13 protein-coding genes are annotated in these 16,280 nt (G+C 64.0%); 10 read left to right on the top strand and 3 right to left on the bottom strand.

All coding sequences use genetic code 11. The annotated features are described in order from the left end of the window. Nucleotides 1–53: 53 nt before the first annotated feature. The 5 genes from AC6I97_RS04915 (at nucleotide 54) to AC6I97_RS04895 (ending at nucleotide 6,024) form a co-directional block, all read left to right on the top strand. Complete coding sequence (locus AC6I97_RS04915) at nucleotides 54–1,037, top strand: LacI family DNA-binding transcriptional regulator (protein ID WP_224091174.1); 984 nt, start codon at nucleotides 54–56, stop codon at nucleotides 1,035–1,037. 130 nt (nucleotides 1,038–1,167) lie between these two features. Beyond that, on the top strand, nucleotides 1,168–2,871 hold the full coding sequence (gene araB, locus AC6I97_RS04910) for a ribulokinase (protein ID WP_497944234.1): 1,704 nt from the start codon (nucleotides 1,168–1,170) through the stop codon (nucleotides 2,869–2,871). Further along, complete coding sequence (locus AC6I97_RS04905; RefSeq protein ID WP_224089380.1) at nucleotides 2,868–3,575, top strand: L-ribulose-5-phosphate 4-epimerase; 708 nt, start codon at nucleotides 2,868–2,870, stop codon at nucleotides 3,573–3,575. Before araB ends, AC6I97_RS04905 begins: the two co-directional genes overlap by 4 nt. A 35-nt stretch (nucleotides 3,576–3,610) precedes the next feature. Then, nucleotides 3,611–5,131, top strand: a complete 1,521-nt coding sequence (araA, locus tag AC6I97_RS04900; RefSeq protein WP_224167585.1) for an L-arabinose isomerase — start codon at nucleotides 3,611–3,613, stop codon at nucleotides 5,129–5,131. After that, nucleotides 5,128–6,024 carry an aldose 1-epimerase family protein gene (locus tag AC6I97_RS04895; protein ID WP_497944233.1) on the top strand — a complete coding sequence of 299 codons (897 nt, stop codon included), beginning with the start codon at nucleotides 5,128–5,130 and terminating at the stop codon, nucleotides 6,022–6,024. The genes araA and AC6I97_RS04895 overlap by 4 nt, the downstream gene beginning before the upstream one ends. Before the next feature lie 80 nt (nucleotides 6,025–6,104). Here the strand turns inward: AC6I97_RS04895 and AC6I97_RS04890 are convergent, their stop codons facing one another. Continuing rightward, a complete protein-coding gene (locus tag AC6I97_RS04890) occupies nucleotides 6,105–7,121 on the bottom strand; it encodes a LacI family DNA-binding transcriptional regulator (protein ID WP_224165564.1) in 1,017 nt (338 codons plus the stop codon). Nucleotides 7,122–7,246: 125 nt separating this feature from the next. On the opposite strand from AC6I97_RS04890, the gene AC6I97_RS04885 reads away from it, so the two are divergent. The 4 genes from AC6I97_RS04885 to AC6I97_RS04870 are packed head-to-tail and all read left to right on the top strand — an operon-like array spanning nucleotide 7,247 to nucleotide 12,337. Further along, the gene (locus AC6I97_RS04885; RefSeq protein ID WP_224165565.1) at nucleotides 7,247–7,612 is read left to right on the top strand and encodes an L-rhamnose mutarotase; all 366 of its coding nucleotides are present in this window, start codon (nucleotides 7,247–7,249) and stop codon (nucleotides 7,610–7,612) included. Further along, complete coding sequence (rhaI, locus tag AC6I97_RS04880; protein WP_309928622.1) at nucleotides 7,609–8,790, top strand: L-rhamnose isomerase; 1,182 nt, start codon at nucleotides 7,609–7,611, stop codon at nucleotides 8,788–8,790. The genes AC6I97_RS04885 and rhaI overlap by 4 nt, the downstream gene beginning before the upstream one ends. Nucleotides 8,791–8,793: 3 nt before the next feature. Then, complete coding sequence (locus tag AC6I97_RS04875) at nucleotides 8,794–10,842, top strand: bifunctional aldolase/short-chain dehydrogenase (protein WP_497944232.1); 2,049 nt, start codon at nucleotides 8,794–8,796, stop codon at nucleotides 10,840–10,842. Nucleotides 10,843–10,849: 7 nt separating this feature from the next. After that, complete coding sequence (locus AC6I97_RS04870) at nucleotides 10,850–12,337, top strand: rhamnulokinase (RefSeq protein WP_497944231.1); 1,488 nt, start codon at nucleotides 10,850–10,852, stop codon at nucleotides 12,335–12,337. 7 nt (nucleotides 12,338–12,344) lie between these two features. Here AC6I97_RS04870 and AC6I97_RS04865 read toward each other — a convergent pair whose 3' ends face one another. Next, the gene (locus tag AC6I97_RS04865) at nucleotides 12,345–14,306 is read right to left on the bottom strand and encodes an FG-GAP-like repeat-containing protein (protein ID WP_497944230.1); all 1,962 of its coding nucleotides are present in this window, start codon (nucleotides 14,304–14,306) and stop codon (nucleotides 12,345–12,347) included. Nucleotides 14,307–14,446: 140 nt separating this feature from the next. Between AC6I97_RS04865 and panD the strand changes: the two genes are divergently transcribed. Next, nucleotides 14,447–14,881, top strand: a complete 435-nt coding sequence (panD, locus tag AC6I97_RS04860; protein WP_224165570.1) for an aspartate 1-decarboxylase — start codon at nucleotides 14,447–14,449, stop codon at nucleotides 14,879–14,881. Between the two features lie 73 nt (nucleotides 14,882–14,954). On the opposite strand, the gene AC6I97_RS04855 is transcribed toward panD, so the two are convergent. Then, the gene (locus AC6I97_RS04855) at nucleotides 14,955–16,277 is read right to left on the bottom strand and encodes a flavin monoamine oxidase family protein (RefSeq protein ID WP_497944229.1); all 1,323 of its coding nucleotides are present in this window, start codon (nucleotides 16,275–16,277) and stop codon (nucleotides 14,955–14,957) included. Between the last annotated feature and the right edge of the window lie 3 nt (nucleotides 16,278–16,280).

Genomic DNA, 16,280 nt, shown 5'->3' with positions numbered 1-16,280 from the left:
TCTATCGTGACAGGGTGAGCACTGAACAATCCGCAGCAAACAGGCCTCCTGTCATGGAGGACGTCGCCCGCGTTGCCGGCGTTTCCCACCAAACTGTGTCCCGTGTTCTGAACAACCACCCCAACGTGAGCTCAAAGACCCGGGAGCGCGTTGAGCAGGCAATCACTGAACTTGGGTACCGCCGCAACACCGCTGCACGCAGCCTGGTGACCCGGCGCTCCCAGACCATCGGTGTGCTGGGAAGCGAGTTGGCGCAGTACGGCCCGTCCCACACCCTTCTCGGAGTGCAGCAGGCAGCCAGGGACGCAGGCTATTTTGTCAGCGTCGCGGGCTTGCGGGAAGTCACGCCTGAAACCATCAAGGACGCCATGGCCCACTTCATGGACCAAGGCGTGGACGGCATCGTCGTGACAGTGCCGCACCCCGGAACCTTTGACGTCCTCAAGGACATCACCGCTCAAGTGCCGCTGGTGGCAGTGGGCTCTGTCGGCGACGAGCACCTCAGCGGCGCCACCGTGGACCAGCGCGAGGGAGCGCGCCTGGCCGTACAGCACCTCCTCGGGTTGGGTCACAAGCACATCGGGCATCTTTCCGGGCCTGCTGACTGGATTGACGCGGTTGCCCGCACCGAGGGTTGGCGGGATGCCCTGCGGGAGGCCGGCCTGGAACCAGCCGCCCTGATCGAAGGCGACTGGAGCGCTGAATGCGGCTACCTCGAGGGCCTGAAAATCGCCGCTGAGCGTTCCATGACGGCCCTGTTCGTCGCCAACGACCAAATGGCCCTCGGGGTGCTCCGGGCGTTCCATGAAGCGGGCGTCCGGGTCCCCGCGGATATCAGTGTTGTGGGCTTCGACGACCAACCCGAAGCCGCCTACTTCATCCCGCCGCTGACCACCGTGGCCCAGGACTTTGAGGAGCTTGGGCAACGCTGCATCGGCCTGCTGCTTGATCGCCTGGAGACCGGCACTACGGGTACTCCGGTGACCGTGAAGCCCCGGCTCGTTGTCCGGTCCACCACGGCGCCCCTCTCGAACTAACCGAAGCACGCAGTTCTCCGGCCCTCTCTTGACATCAAAGTTGTGAGCGCTAACAATTGCATCAGACCTTCTTCATTTCTTCCACCCCGACCCCCGGCAATGAGGCCTTGGCCAGCCGGATGGAGACCCCATGAATACCACTGAAAATCTCCCGCTCGACGAACAGTTCGTCATCGGCGTGGACTACGGCACCCTGTCTGGCCGCGCCGTCGTCGTGCGCGTCTCGGACGGTGCCGAACTCGGCAGCGGCGTGTTCGAATACCCGCACGCCGTTGTGTCCGACCGGCTGCCCACAACCGGCCAGCGGCTGCCCGCCGACTGGGCGCTCCAAGTGCCCAATGACTACCGCGACGTCCTGCGCAACGCGGTACCGGCCGCCGTCGCCGATGCCGGGATCAACCCGGCCAACGTGGTGGGTATCGCTACAGACTTCACCGCCTGCACCATGGTCCCGACGACGGCGGACGGCACTCCGCTGAACGAACTGGAACGCTTCGCGGACCGTCCCCACGCTTACGTCAAGCTGTGGCGTCACCACGCTGCGCAGCCGCAGGCCGACCGCATTAACAAGCTCGCCGAGGAACGCGGGGAGTCATGGCTTCCCCGGTATGGGGGCCTGATCTCCTCGGAATGGGAGTTTGCCAAGGGCTTGCAGCTGCTTGAGGAAGATCCCGAAGTTTACGGCGCCATGGATCACTGGGTTGAGGCGGCCGACTGGATCGTCTGGCAGCTGTGCGGCAGCTACGTACGCAACGCTTGCACTGCCGGCTACAAGGGCATCTACCAGGACGGCAAGTACCCGTCCGAGGACTTCCTGGCGGCGCTGAACCCTGCGTTCAAGGACTTCGTGGCAGAAAAACTGGAGCACACCATCGGCCGCTTGGGCGACGCCGCCGGGTACCTCACGGAAGAGGCTGCGGCCTGGACCGGCTTGCCCGCGGGAATTGCCGTAGCCGTGGGCAACGTGGACGCCCACGTTACCGCACCCGCTGCCAATGCTGTCGAGCCGGGGCAGCTCGTGGCCATCATGGGCACCAGCACCTGCCACGTCATGAACGGTGACGTCCTGCGTGAAGTGCCGGGCATGTGCGGCGTTGTGGACGGTGGCATCGTGGACGGATTGTGGGGCTATGAAGCCGGACAGTCCGGAGTTGGAGACATCTTCGGCTGGTTCACCAAGAACGGCGTCCCCCCTCACTACCACCAAGCCGCGGCGGCCAAAGGCCTGGGCATCCACGAATACCTCACCGAACTCGCAGAGAAGCAGGCAATCGGCGAGCACGGCCTCATTGCCCTGGACTGGCACTCAGGCAACCGCTCAGTGCTGGTGGACCACGAACTCTCCGGCGTCGTAGTCGGCCAGACACTTGCTACGAAGCCAGAGGACACTTACCGCGCGCTGCTGGAGGCCACGGCCTTCGGCACCCGGACCATTGTGGATGCATTCCGTGATTCCGGAGTACCGGTCAAGGAGTTCATCGTGGCTGGCGGACTCCTGAAGAACAAGTTCCTGATGCAGGTCTACGCAGATATCACCGGCCTCCAGCTCTCCACCATCGGCTCCGAGCAGGGACCCGCACTCGGCTCGGCAATCCACGCCGCTGTAGCCGCCGGGAAGTACAAGGACATCCGCGAAGCGGCAGCATCCATGGCAGCTGCCCCGGGCGCGGTCTACACGCCCATCCCTGAAAATGTCAGGGCCTACGAGGCACTTTTCCAGGAATACCGCACCCTGCACGACTACTTCGGCCGCGGCACCAACAGCGTCATGCACCGCCTGAAGGCAATTCAGCGCGCTGCCCACACCGCCATCACAGAAGGGGTGAACGCATGAGCACGCTCCTTGAAACCATTGCGAAAGTCCGGCGCGAAGTCTGCGACCTCCACGCCGAGCTCACCCGCTACAAGCTGGTTGTCTGGACGGCGGGCAACGTCTCCGGCCGGATCCCTGGCTACGACCTCATGGTCATCAAGCCCTCCGGTGTCTCCTATGACGAGCTGACGCCCGAGCAAATGGTGGTCACGGACCTCTATGGGACTCCCGTCCGGGGCATCAATATCGGAAGCGGCGGAACCGTTGACTGGGGCAACCCGGACCTCTCGCCGTCCTCTGACACTGCAGCGCATGCGTACGTCTACCGGCACATGCCCGAAGTCGGCGGCGTGGTGCACACCCACTCCACTTATGCCACGGCCTGGGCCGCCCGCGGCGAGGAGATCCCCTGCGTGCTGACGATGATGGGCGATGAATTCGGCGGCCCGATCCCGGTGGGCCCGTTCGCGCTGATCGGAGACGATTCGATCGGACAGGGAATCGTGGAGACCCTCAAGAACTCCCACTCCCCCGCCGTGCTCATGCAGAACCACGGACCTTTCACCATCGGCAAGGATGCCAGGTCCGCGGTGAAAGCAGCCGTGATGTGCGAGGAAGTGGCAAAGACGGTCCACGTCTCCCGGCAACTCGGCGAACCCCTCCCCATTGACCAGGCCAAGATCGACTCGCTCTACAACCGCTACCAAAACGTCTACGGCCGCTAAAGCGGACGTCCACCACACTTTCAGGAGCAATGAAAATGCCCAGCGCCAACAACACGTCCCTTGATCAGTACGAGGTCTGGTTCCTCACCGGAAGCCAGCACCTCTACGGCGAGGATGTCCTCAAGCAGGTCGCCTCGCAATCGCAGGAGATTGCCAACGCCCTCAACGATTCCTCGGACGTGCCGGTCAAACTCGTGTGGAAGCCCGTCCTCACTGATTCCGACGCCATCCGTCGCACTGCGCTGGAAGCAAACTCGAACGACTCCGTGATCGGCGTGACCGCCTGGATGCACACGTTCAGCCCTGCCAAGATGTGGATCCAGGGCCTGGACGCCCTGCGCAAACCGCTCCTGCACCTGCACACGCAGGCCAACCGGGACCTCCCCTGGGCGGACATTGACTTCGACTTCATGAACCTGAACCAGGCAGCCCACGGCGACCGCGAATTCGGGTACATCCAGTCCCGTCTCGGCGTGCCGCGGAAGACCGTCGTCGGGCATGTCAGCAATCCTGAGATCGCCCGCCAAGTGGGCGCGTGGCAGCGGGCTTCGGCCGGTTGGGCCGCCGTCCGCACACTGAAACTGACACGCTTTGGCGACAACATGCGCAACGTCGCAGTCACCGAAGGCGACAAGACCGAAGCCGAACTGCGCTTCGGCGTCTCGGTCAACACCTGGTCCGTCAACGAGCTCGCCGACGCCGTACACGGCGCCGCGGAGTCCGACGTCGATGCCCTGGTTGCGGAGTATGAGCGCCTTTACGAGGTGGTTCCGGAACTGCAGGCGGGCGGCGCCCGCCACGAGTCGCTGCGGTACAGCGCGAGGATCGAACTCGGTCTCCGCAGCTTCCTGGAGGCGAACGGCTCGGCCGCGTTTACGACGTCGTTCGAGGACCTGGGCGAACTCCGCCAGCTTCCCGGCATGGCAGTCCAGCGCCTCATGGCCGACGGCTACGGCTTTGGCGCCGAGGGCGACTGGAAGACCGCCATCCTGGTCCGCGCTGCCAAGGTCATGGGCGCGGGGCTGCCCGGCGGCGCCTCGCTCATGGAGGACTACACGTACCACCTTGAGCCCGGCTCGGAGAAGATCCTGGGCGCGCACATGCTTGAGGTTTGCCCGTCGTTGACCGCTAAGAAGCCGCGTGTGGAGATCCACCCGCTCGGCATCGGAGGCAAGGAAGATCCCGTCCGCATGGTCTTCGATACGGACGCCGGCCCCGGCATTGTGGTCGCACTGTCCGATATGCGCGATCGGTTCCGCTTGGTAGCCAACGTGGTGGACGTCGTCGATCTCGACCAGCCCCTGCCCAACCTCCCGGTGGCCCGCGCGCTCTGGGAGCCAAAGCCCAATTTCGCTACGTCGGCCGCAGCCTGGCTGACTGCCGGCGCCGCCCACCACACCGTGCTGTCCACGCAGGTGGGCCTGGACGTGTTCGAGGACTTCGCCGAAATCGCCAAGACTGAACTCCTGACCATCGACGAAGACACCACCATCAAGCAGTTCAAGAAGGAACTGAACTGGAACGCCGCCTACTACAAGCTGGCCGGCGGCCTGTGAGCACCGAATTCACGCTGCAGTCCGGCGGCTACCGGGCTGTCATCACAGCCCGGGCCGCGGCACTGCGTTCTTTGCAGTTCCAGGGCCGCGACCTCGTGGTTCCCTTTGCGGCCGGCGAACCCATCCCGGATTACCGGGGAATCATCGCGGCGCCGTGGCCCAACCGCATTGCGGATGGCACCTACCGTTTCGATGGCAAGGTGCATCACTTGCCCGTCAACGAACCGGACCGGCGCACATCCTTGCACGGCCTCGCCTTCCCGCTGGATTGGGTACTGAAAGAGTCCGACGCCGGTTCACTCACGTTGACCTGCACCGTTGGGCCCACGCCCGGATATCCGTTCGTGCTGGAGCTTGACGCCCGGTACGTGCTGGACGACGCCGGGCTGCACACGCAGCTAACTGCCCGTAACGCAGGTGACACTCCAGCGCCCTACGGAGTGTGCCCGCACCCTTATCTTGTGGCCGGTTCCTCGCCGTTGGATCAATGGGTCCTCGATTTTGTTGCGGATAGCTTCCTTGAGGTCACCCCTGACAGGCTGCTGCCCGTTGGTGTTGTGGGAGTTGAGGGCCACGCTTTCGATTTCCGGACCCCGCGCGCCATCGGCACCACTGAGATCGACCATGCGTTCACAGGAATAGCGTTCGACGGCGGCTTGGCGCGGCTTTCGCTGCGCGACCCGGCGGGCACCGGCGTCGGGATGTCCTGGGACGAAAGCTGCGCGTGGCTGCAGATCCATACGGCAGACAAGCCTATGCCGCTGCCCAACCGGCTCGGATTGGCGGTGGAGCCCATGACGTGCCCGCCTGATGCTTTTAACAGCGGCACTGACCTGATCCGGCTGGAACCCGGCGCGTCGCATAGCGCGTCCTGGACCATCTACGCCCTGTAATTACCCAACTGAGTCGCAGTAGTGCGCGTTATGAGCCCTCTAAACGCGCACTACTGCGACTTACTTGGGTGCGCCGCGCGCTAACTGTCGGCGCCGGCTGTGCTTTGGCGCACCACGAGCTCGGGCGTGAACACGACCGCCCGGTGCTTGGTGCCGCCGCTCTCCTGTTCCTCCGCAAGCAGCTCGATCGCCGTGCGGCCAAGCGCCTCAGTGGGCTGGCGGATGGAGGACAAAGGCACGACGGCGGAAATCGCGAAGTCGATGTCGTCGTACCCGATGAGTGCAATATCCTCGGGGATTTTCACAGTGCGCAACATGGTCAACGACTGCATGACGCCCAGGGCCAGAAGATCGTTGGAGCAGAAGACGGCTTCCGGTCTTTCGGCTGGCGCCCGCTCCACCAAACCATTGCCCACTTGGCGCCCGGCAAGGACGGTCTGCCCGGCGGAATCGAGGATCTCGATCGTTGCCCCGGCTACTTCTGCGACAGCACGCTGCGCACCGGTGAGACGGTTGGCTACCTGACGGATGGATGGGCTTCCGACAAAAGCCAGACGACGGCGGCCCGTGTCCAGCAGGTGCCGGGCCGCAAGATATCCGCCCTCTACGTCATCCACGGAGACTGAGCTGCAGCGGTCGGTGTCAGCAAGTTGGTCCACCAGGACAGTTGGCACGCCACGTTCGCGTAGCGTATCGATCCGGTCGCCAACATCCCCAACGGGCGAAATGAGCAGGCCTTGGACCCGCTGTTCCTGGAACAGGTCCATGTAATGCGCTTCGCGGGAAGCATCCTGGCCGCTGTCCCCTACCAACACCACGCTGCCCAGAGCTGTGGCTGCGTCCTCGGCCGCTCGGGCCACGGAGGAGAAGAACGGGTTGCCCACATCCAGCACGATCAGCCCGATGGTGCGGCTCTGTCCTGCCCGCAGTTGACGGGCGGCGTCGTTGCGGACGAAACCGAGTTCGGCGATGGATTTGAGGACGCGCTCCTTGGTCCTTTGCGATACGCGGTCCGGATAATTCAGCACGTTGGAAACAGTTCCCACGGCTACTTGGGCGTGGGTGGCAACGTCTTTGATGCTCGCTGTTTGGGACATGCTTTCCAATCTCCGCTGGTTGTCATCGATTTGCAGGAAACGCCTTGACACCCCCGTTCTTGCGAGGGTAATTTGAATCGTAACAAATGAAACGATTCAAAGACGAGTGACCTGGAGAACCGCACATGAGGGTCTGTTTCCGATCTTCCGTCCAGCCGGAGCTGATGGACGAATACAAGCGCCGGCATGCAGCCGTTTGGCCGGAAATGCTGCACGCCCTCAAGCACGCCGGATGGAACAACTACTCACTCTTCCTGGCTTCCGATGGCCAATTGATCGGATACCTGGAATGCGATGACTACCAAGCCGTCCAAGCCCGCATGGCCGTAACGGACGTCAACGCCCGCTGGCAGGCCGAGATGGCCTCCCTGTTCGCGAACAGCGAGCTGCCTCCGGACCAGGGATTCGAAATCGTCGAAGAAGTTTTCAATCTTGAGGATCAGCTGGCCAAGGCCAGCACCGTCGCAACCCAGCAGAAGGAACAAGCATGAACACCACAGAGTCGGCCGCCACAGAGTCGGCACTTGGCCGCTTGGGAGAACTGGCCATTGAAGTGCCATCCTGGGCCTACGGAAATTCGGGCACCCGGTTCAAGGTCTTCGGCACCCCGGGAACTCCGCGCACCGTCCAGGAAAAGATCGCCGACGCCGCCAAGGTCCACGAGCTCACCGGCCTGGCACCCACTGTGGCCCTGCACATTCCGTGGGACAAGGTAGATGACTACTCGGAGCTGCGCGAGTACGCCGCGGGCTTGGGTGTTGGACTGGGCACCATCAACTCCAACACTTTCCAGGATGACGAGTACAAATTCGGTTCCCTGACTTCGTCCAACGAGTCCGTGCGCCGCCGCGCGATCGACCACCACCTTGAGTGCATCCAGATCATGAACGCCACCGGATCCAAGGACCTGAAGATCTGGTTGGCCGATGGCACCAACTACCCCGGCCAGGACGATATGCGCGGCCGGCAGGACCGTCTCGCGGAAAGCCTCCAGGAGATCTACGCGGCCCTCGGCGACGAGCACCGGCTGGTCCTGGAATACAAGTTCTTTGAGCCCGCTTTCTACCACACCGATGTTCCGGACTGGGGCACCTCCTACGCCCAGACCCTGGCCCTCGGCGAGAAGGCGTTCGTCTGCCTGGACACCGGCCACCATGCCCCGGGAACCAACATCGAGTTCATCGTCATGCAGCTGCTGCGCCTGGGCAAGCTGGGTTCCTTCGACTTCAACTCCCGCTTCTACGCGGACGACGATCTCATTGTGGGCGCGGCTGATCCGTTCCAGCTGTTCCGCATCATGCACGAGGTCATCCGCGGTGGAGGCTTTGGGAAGGATTCCGGCGTCGCCCTGATGCTGGACCAGTGCCACAACCTGGAAGAGAAGATTCCGGGCCAGATCCGCTCGGTCCTGAACGTGCAGGAAATGACTGCCCGGGCCCTGCTCGTGGACACCGCAGCCTTGGCTGAAGCGCAGCGTGCCGGGGATGTCCTGGCCGCCAACGGCATTTTCAATGATGCCTTCTACACCGACGTCCGCCCGGTCCTGGCCGAGTGGCGTGATTCCCGCGGCCTGCCCGCCGACCCGATCGCTGCCTACAAGGCCAGCGGCTACCAAAAGAAGATCAACGAGGACCGCGCAGGCGGCCAGCAAGCCGGATGGGGCGCATAAAGCATGAACCTGCAAGACACCAACAAGACTGTTGAAGACCTGATTTCCCGTTCCAACCGCCTCGGCGCGGACAAGCGGAACACCAACTTCGCCGGCGGCAACACCTCCGCCAAGGGCACCGAGAAGGACCCTGTTACTGGCCAGGACGTCGAGCTCCTCTGGGTCAAGGGCTCCGGCGGCGACCTCGGCACGCTGAAGGCAGAGAACCTTGCTGTACTCCGCCTGGACCGGCTGCAGGCACTCAAGGATGTTTACCCCGGCGTCGAGCGTGAAGACGAAATGGTGGCCGCGTTCGATTACTGCCTGCATGGCAAGGGCGGCGCTGCGCCGTCGATCGATACCGCCATGCACGGCCTGGTGGATGCTGCGCATGTTGACCACCTCCACCCCGACTCGGGCATCGCAATCGCTACCGCCGTGGATGGCGAAGCACTGACCTCCAAGGTCTTCGGCGACAAGGTGGTGTGGGTTCCGTGGCGTCGTCCCGGATTCCAGCTTGGCTTGGACATCGCCGCGATCAAGGAAGCCAACCCGCAGGCCATCGGCACCATCCTTGGCGGCCACGGCATCACCGCTTGGGGCGCCACCAGCGAAGAGGCCGAGGCCAACTCTCTCTGGATCATTGACCAGGCAGAGAAGTTCATCGCGGAGAACGGCAAGGCCGAGCCCTTCGGTGCCAAACTCCCGGGCTACGGCGCCCTCCCGGAAGCTGAGCGCAAAGCCAAGGCAGCCGCCCTCGCACCCGTGATCCGCGGCTTGGCCTCCACGGACAAGCCGCAGCTGGGGCACTTCAGTGATGACGCCGTCGTTCTTGAATTCCTCGAGTCCGCGGAACACCCGCGCCTCGGCGCGCTGGGCACCTCCTGCCCGGACCACTTCCTGCGCACCAAGGTCAAGCCCCTGGTCCTGGACCTGCCTGCCGATGCCCCTCTGGAACAAGCAGTGGACCGCCTGAAGGAGTTGCACGCGGACTACCGCGAGGATTACCAGGCCTACTACGACCGGCACGCCGACGCCGATTCACCAGCTTTGCGCGGCGCCGATCCGGCGATCGTGCTGGTCCCGGGCGTCGGGATGTTCTCCTTTGGCAAGGACAAGCAAACCGCCCGCGTGGCCGGCGAGTTCTATATCAACGCCATCAATGTGATGCGTGGCGCTGAGGCAATCTCCACCTACGCCCCCATCGAGGAATCCGAGAAGTTCCGCATCGAGTACTGGGCCTTGGAAGAAGCCAAGCTCGCCCGCATGCCAAAGCCCAAGTCCCACGCCACCCGCATCGCGCTGGTGACCGGTGCGGCGTCGGGCATCGGCAAGGCGATCGCCACCCGCTTGGCGTCCGACGGCGCGTGCGTCGTGATTGCCGACCTGAACCTTGAGAACGCGCAGAAGGTCGCCGAGGAACTGGGCGGATCCGACGTCGCGATCGGCGTCCAGGCCGACGTGACCGACGAAGCCCAGATCGCCGCCGCAATCCAGGAAGCCGTGCTCGCATTCGGCGGCCTGGACCTGGTGGTCAACAACGCCGGCCTGTCCATCTCCAAGCCGCTGCTGGAAACCACGGAGAAGGACTGGGACCTGCAGCACAACGTCATGGCCAAGGGCTCGTTCCTGGTGTCCAAGGCCGCGGCCAAGGTCATGATCGAGCAGGGCATGGGCGGGGATGTCATCTACATCTCCTCCAAGAACTCCGTGTTCGCCGGCCCGAACAACATCGCCTATTCCGCCACGAAGGCAGACCAAGCACACCAGGTCCGCCTGCTCGCGGCTGAACTCGGCGAGTTCGGCGTGCGCGTCAACGGCATCAACCCCGACGGCGTGGTCCGCGGCTCCGGCATTTTCGCTGGCGGCTGGGGCGCCAAGCGTGCAGCTGTCTATGGCGTGGACGAGCAGGAACTGGGCAAGTACTACGCCCAGCGCACGCTCCTCAAGCGCGAAGTCCTGCCGGAACACGTTGCCAACGCAGTCTCCGTGCTCACCAGCAACGAACTGTCCCACACCACCGGCCTGCACATCCCCGTGGACGCGGGCGTTGCTGCTGCCTTCCTGCGATAAGGCCGTCATGAGCAACAGTTCAACCGCAGACACCGCCCCGGCACGCGCCGGGGCGGTGTCCTCTCACAGCGTGTTCGCAGCCATAGACATTGGCGCCTCTTCCGGTCGCGTCATGCTGGGCCGCGTCTCGCCCACTTCGGGTGTGGCCCTGGAGACCATCCACCGCTTCCCCAACGGAGTTGTAGAGCTCGACGGCGGCCTCCGCTGGGATTTCGACGCCCTGTTCGCTGAGGTGCTCAAGGGGCTTGCCGCGGCCGCTGCGGTGGCGCAGGAAAACGGCGAGCGCATCGCGAGCATCGGCATCGACACGTGGGCCGTCGATTACGGCCTGGTGAACGAGGCCGGGGAACTCGTCTCTGTGCCTTACAGCTATCGAGACGAACGCAGCCGCGGCACCGTGCAACGAGTGCATTCTGTCATTGACCCTGCCAGGCTCTACGCCACCACGGGCTTGCAGTACCTGCAGTTCAACACGCTGTACCAGCTGGCGGCGGAACCAAAGCTGGACGGGCTGCAGGCACTGCTCATTCCGGACTTGATCGCCTTCCTGCTCACGGGAGAGCGTCGCACCGAGGCCACCAATGCTTCCACCACAGGCCTCTTTGACGCTGTTGCGGGAGAGTGGGCCACAGAGTTCCTGGACGCACTGGGCCTGCCCGGAGACATCTTCCCTCCGCTCATCCAGCCCGGCCAAACGGTGGGTACGCTGCTGCCGGCGATCCTGGAACGGACCGGACTGCCCGCGGACACCACTGTGGTTGCCGTGGGTTCGCACGATACCGCTTCGGCCGTCGCGGCTGTCCCGGCCCAAGCCGAGAAGTTTGCTTACATCTCCTCCGGGACATGGTCCCTGGTGGGCGTTGAGTTGCACAGCCCGGTGTTGAGCGAGGCAAGCCGCAAGGCCAACTTCACCAACGAACGCGGCGTGGACGGCACTATCCGGTATCTGCGGAATGTCGGCGGGCTCTGGCTGCTCAGCGAGTGCCAACGCTCGTGGGCGGCCCAAGGTTTCAGCCAATCGCTGACTTCGTTGCTCGACGCCGCGGCAGCACTCCCCGTCGGCGGCCCGCAGATCAACGCCGACGATCCCGTCTTCACCGCACCGGACAACATGCCGGATCGTATCCGCTCAGCCGTGCGTAACACCGGTGCGCTGCTCCCGGACCGGCCCGCCGCCGTCGTGCGTTGCATCATGGACAGCCTCGCGGCGGGTTATGCCCGTACGCTCGCGGACGCTGAACGGCTCGCGGGCCGGGGCGTGGACGTGGTGCACATTGTGGGCGGTGGTTCGCAGAACCGTCTCTTGTGCCAGCTCACGGCAGACGCGACAGGCAAACCCGTAGTCGCCGGCCCCGTTGAGGCGACTGCACTGGGCAACGTACTGGTTCAGGCGCGGGCTGCGGGCGTCGTGACCGGGGGGCTGGCGGAAATACGGGCCCTCGTTGCTGCCGGCACCCAGTTGGAGCGGTACGAACCGGCAGGGGCGCTGGTGTAACGAACGGTCAAGCGATGACCGTCATGACGTTCCAGCCAACCCCCACCAGCACTCGGGCCATGTATCCGCCCGATGGCCTCCCGGGATACAGCCAGAGGTTTCCGGTGCCGTCGCGGGCCAGGAGGTCTGGCTGGTCGTCGCTGTCGAAGTCCCCTGGGGTCACCATGGCGGTCATCCCGTTCCACTCGATCCCCACCAGCATCCTGCTGCGCCATTCCCCGGCTGTGGTCCGTTGGTAAAGCCAAAGGGTGCCCGCGCGATCCCGGGCGAGGATGTCATTGCCGGCTTCATTGGTATTGCCCGGACCGAGGATCGCCGTCATCTCGTTCCACCCCGTGCCGATCCTGGTACGGGGCAGCCAGCCGCCGGTGCCGTCGCCGGGATAAAGCCACAGATCACCGGCACCGTCACGGGCGACTATGTCCGTCCTGCCATCGAAGTTGAAATCTCCGGGGGTGACGACGGCGGTCATCGAGTTCCAGCCCGTACCCACCTTGGACCGGGGCATCCAGTCCGAGGCCCCGTTTCCGGGGTACAGCCAGAGGTCGCCGACACCGTCGCGCGCCAGGATGTCCGGCCGGTGGTCGCCGTTGAAGTCCCCCGGGGTGGCAATGAGGTTCATGACGTTCCAGCCAGAGCCCACCTGCTTGCGTGGGAGCCAGCCTGCGTTGGCGTTGCCAGGGTAGAGCCACAACGCACCGTTCCCGTCCCTGGCCAGGACGTCCGTGGCGCCGTCCGAGTTGTAGTCCTTGCGGATATGTTCAATGACCGGGGCGCGGAGAACTAAGATCCTGTTTCCGTCGATGAACGTCCCGTAGCCTTTGCTTCCGCCCGGCTCGAGGGTGAAATTCTCGGGATTCTCACCCATGAACTCCGTTCCCAGGAATTTCTGCGAAGGCAAGGCCCTGACCACGGCAAAGGTTCCCACTATGTAGAGCCGGGTGCCATCCGTACTGACCCGCGCTACGGGCTTGTCCCGCCCTGCGTACCCGTTCTCGAGTGCCGTGGAGGTGTTGTTCACGAGGTCCAGCGTGACCACGAAATAGGCACCGGCTTCGAAGCGGCCGTTGACGTATCTGCCGGGTTCCTGGTCCACCGCGTAACCGGTTTTGCCGTCGGGAGTCAGTGCGGGAAGGGACGGCTCACTCGTCGTTCTAATGGTCCCGATCAACGCGTCGGTAGCAACGGACACCACGGAAAGACCGCTTTCCTGGGTACTGCTGAAGGTGAAGTAGACCCGGGATCCATCCACCGACAAGGCTCCGCCGTAAACCCCCACGGGGACAGGGACAGTTTTGCTGACCGTGTTCGTTGCAGCGTTGATGACGGTGACGGTGTCATCAAACAAGTTCGGGACATAGACTTTCGCGCCACCGGCTACGAAGACTGGCCTGCCGGGGCCCGACCCTACCGGCAACACCGTTTTGATTTTCCTGGCAGCGACGTCAATGACAACCACGGAGCCGGCCGCTATGGATTCGTCCGACACGTACACGGTGGCGCCGTCCGGCGAAACAGCCAGTTTCCCGGCCTTTTCCATGGATACCGCACCAGTGACCCGCATCGAAGCCACGTCAATGATCGTCACGTTCGGAATACCGATGCCGGCAGCTACGAAAGCGGTCGTTTCGTCCCGTGAGAGGACCATGTCACCTGCGCCGGGAACGTCCACACTCGCAACGACGGTGTCGCTGGCAACGTCGATCGCGTGGAACTTATCGCCGCCCGCCGCGAAGGCACGCGAACCGTCACGGTTGAACGCAATGGAACGGGCAGGCACGGCAATGCTGGACGGCGGCTCGAGGGTCGCCGTCGGAACGGCGTTGCCTGGGGCCAGGGCTTGCGGGAAGACCGTGGGCGCCGCGTTGGCTGCGGGTATGAGTCCTGTCACCATCACAAATGCCATGACCACGGCGGCTACGCCCACACGGACGTTCGGCGCGCGGAAAATCCCTTTACTTGAACCCATGAATCCCCCCGGCTTCCGGCGTCGCGGATCTGAGCATCCGACGCCGATCGTCAAACAGTATCGATGGGCGGCGCCAAAAACCAGAGGCGTCTGGTACGTCACAGCGCCGGATGAGGGTGCCACGCTAAACTGATCGCATTATGATCCGCACAATGTTCAAGTCCAAGATCCACCGCGCAACGGTGACCCATGCCGATCTTCACTACGTCGGTTCGGTCACTGTCGACCTTGACCTCCTGGACGCGGCTGACATCCTTCCGGGCGAACTCGTCTCGATCGTTGACGTGACCAATGGCGCCCGGCTGGAGACCTACACCATCGCCGGCGAGCGCGGTTCCGGCGTCATCGGGATCAACGGAGCGGCTGCCCACCAAGTCCATGTGGGCGACCTCGTCATCCTCATCACGTATGCCGAGATGACGACGGAAGAAGCCCGCGCTTACGAGCCCAGGGTTGTCCATGTCGGCAAGGACAACAAGATCCTGCAGCTCGGCAACGACCCCGCGGAGGGCCACACACCCGGGCTCATGCGCCCGCCCCACGCGCTGAGCAACGCGGCCCACCTCAGCAACTGAACCAGCCAAAGCTAAAGGCCCGACGTCGGCACTCAAGAAGTGAGTGCCGACGTCGGGCGCGTTTCGGGTCGGTTTAGCCGCTGACGGCGGCAGGGTCCTGACACTCGAGCGCGAGCGCCCCCGATACTTCCCGTGCGGCGTCGAGGCCGCTTTCGATGGCCCCATCGATGAAACCTCCCCAACCGTTGGCAAAGTCTGATCCCGCGAGACGGATTCTGCCCTCGGGCCGCTGAAGTTCCGCCAAGTACTGGGTGAGATAGCCCGTGTAGTGCATGGGCCAGGTGGACCTTGCGTGCTCATCGGCAACCCAGTCATGCCCGGCGACGTCGAGCACTTTCAGCCCCGGAACTATGCTGTCCAGGTGTCGTTGCGCGGCGGCGATGTCGTCCACATCCACGGCGCCGGCGTCGGGTCCGAAGCAGACAAGCGTGGTGCTGTCGTGGTCGATGTACTCCGCCTGGACGAAGTTCAGTGCACCTGCCTCAGGGCCAAGAGCGACGAACCGTTCCTGCCGGCCTTGGACCTTGACCCACAGTTTCGCGCCGCGGCCGGCCTGCCCCTTGGCCGCCGCCTCCCTTTTTCCGGGCGAAAGAGCAGGCCGGATTTCGAGGTCGTTCAGCACGCTGAGCGGGAGGGCGAGAATGAGCTGCCGGGCTGTGTATTGCTTGCCTCCTTCGGTTGTCACGACCACCCCGGCTTCGTCCTGCTCGATGGACGCCACATGTTGGTTCAGGCGCAACTGCGCTGCTGCATCGGCCAGGATCGCCTCAGCGAGACGACGTGTTCCGCCGTCGATCTTGAAGCTCGCGCATGCCTCGAACATGAGCTGCCAGTCACCGCTGGCCACGGCGCACCATCGGAGTGCCTGTGTGTAGGCGGCTTGATCGAGCCTGCCGTTAAAGTTCAATGTCCAGAATGATCTCAGGAGCTGGCGCTGGTCCTCGGGCAGTTCCAAGCGATCGATGGCTTCCGAGAGCGTGAGCCCGTCAATGTCCGCCACGTCCGGGTTGCCCAAAGGAGACCACGGCATGGGGAAGTAGCGCCGTGAGTCGGCCAGGAGCCGGCGATTTGGCGCGTCCAGCAATTCCAGCAAACTCACGGCGTCGCCCTCGTGTTGGTGGCCGCCCGCCGTCCAATAGGCCTTGGTGAATTCCGGACCGGGAACGGCCTTGATCCCGTAACGCCCCATCTCTGCCCAAACGTACGGCTGCGTCCAGTGCACCCAAGTGCCGCCGAGTTCCAGGTTTCGTCCAAGGCGCTCGTCGAGATGCGTCCGTCCAGCAATCCGGTCCCTCGCCTCCAGCAGGATAGTGGTGTGGCCGCCCTTGGACAGCTCGCGGGCGGCCGTGAGCCCGGCAAAGCCAGCCCCAATAATGATGACGTCGGAGGTTTCCACTTG

The sequence above is a fragment of the Arthrobacter sp. TmtSoilC48 genome, from assembly GCF_059739425.1.
Note: the sequence above shows the minus strand (reverse complement) of the source record. Positions and strands in the feature narration are given on the sequence as shown.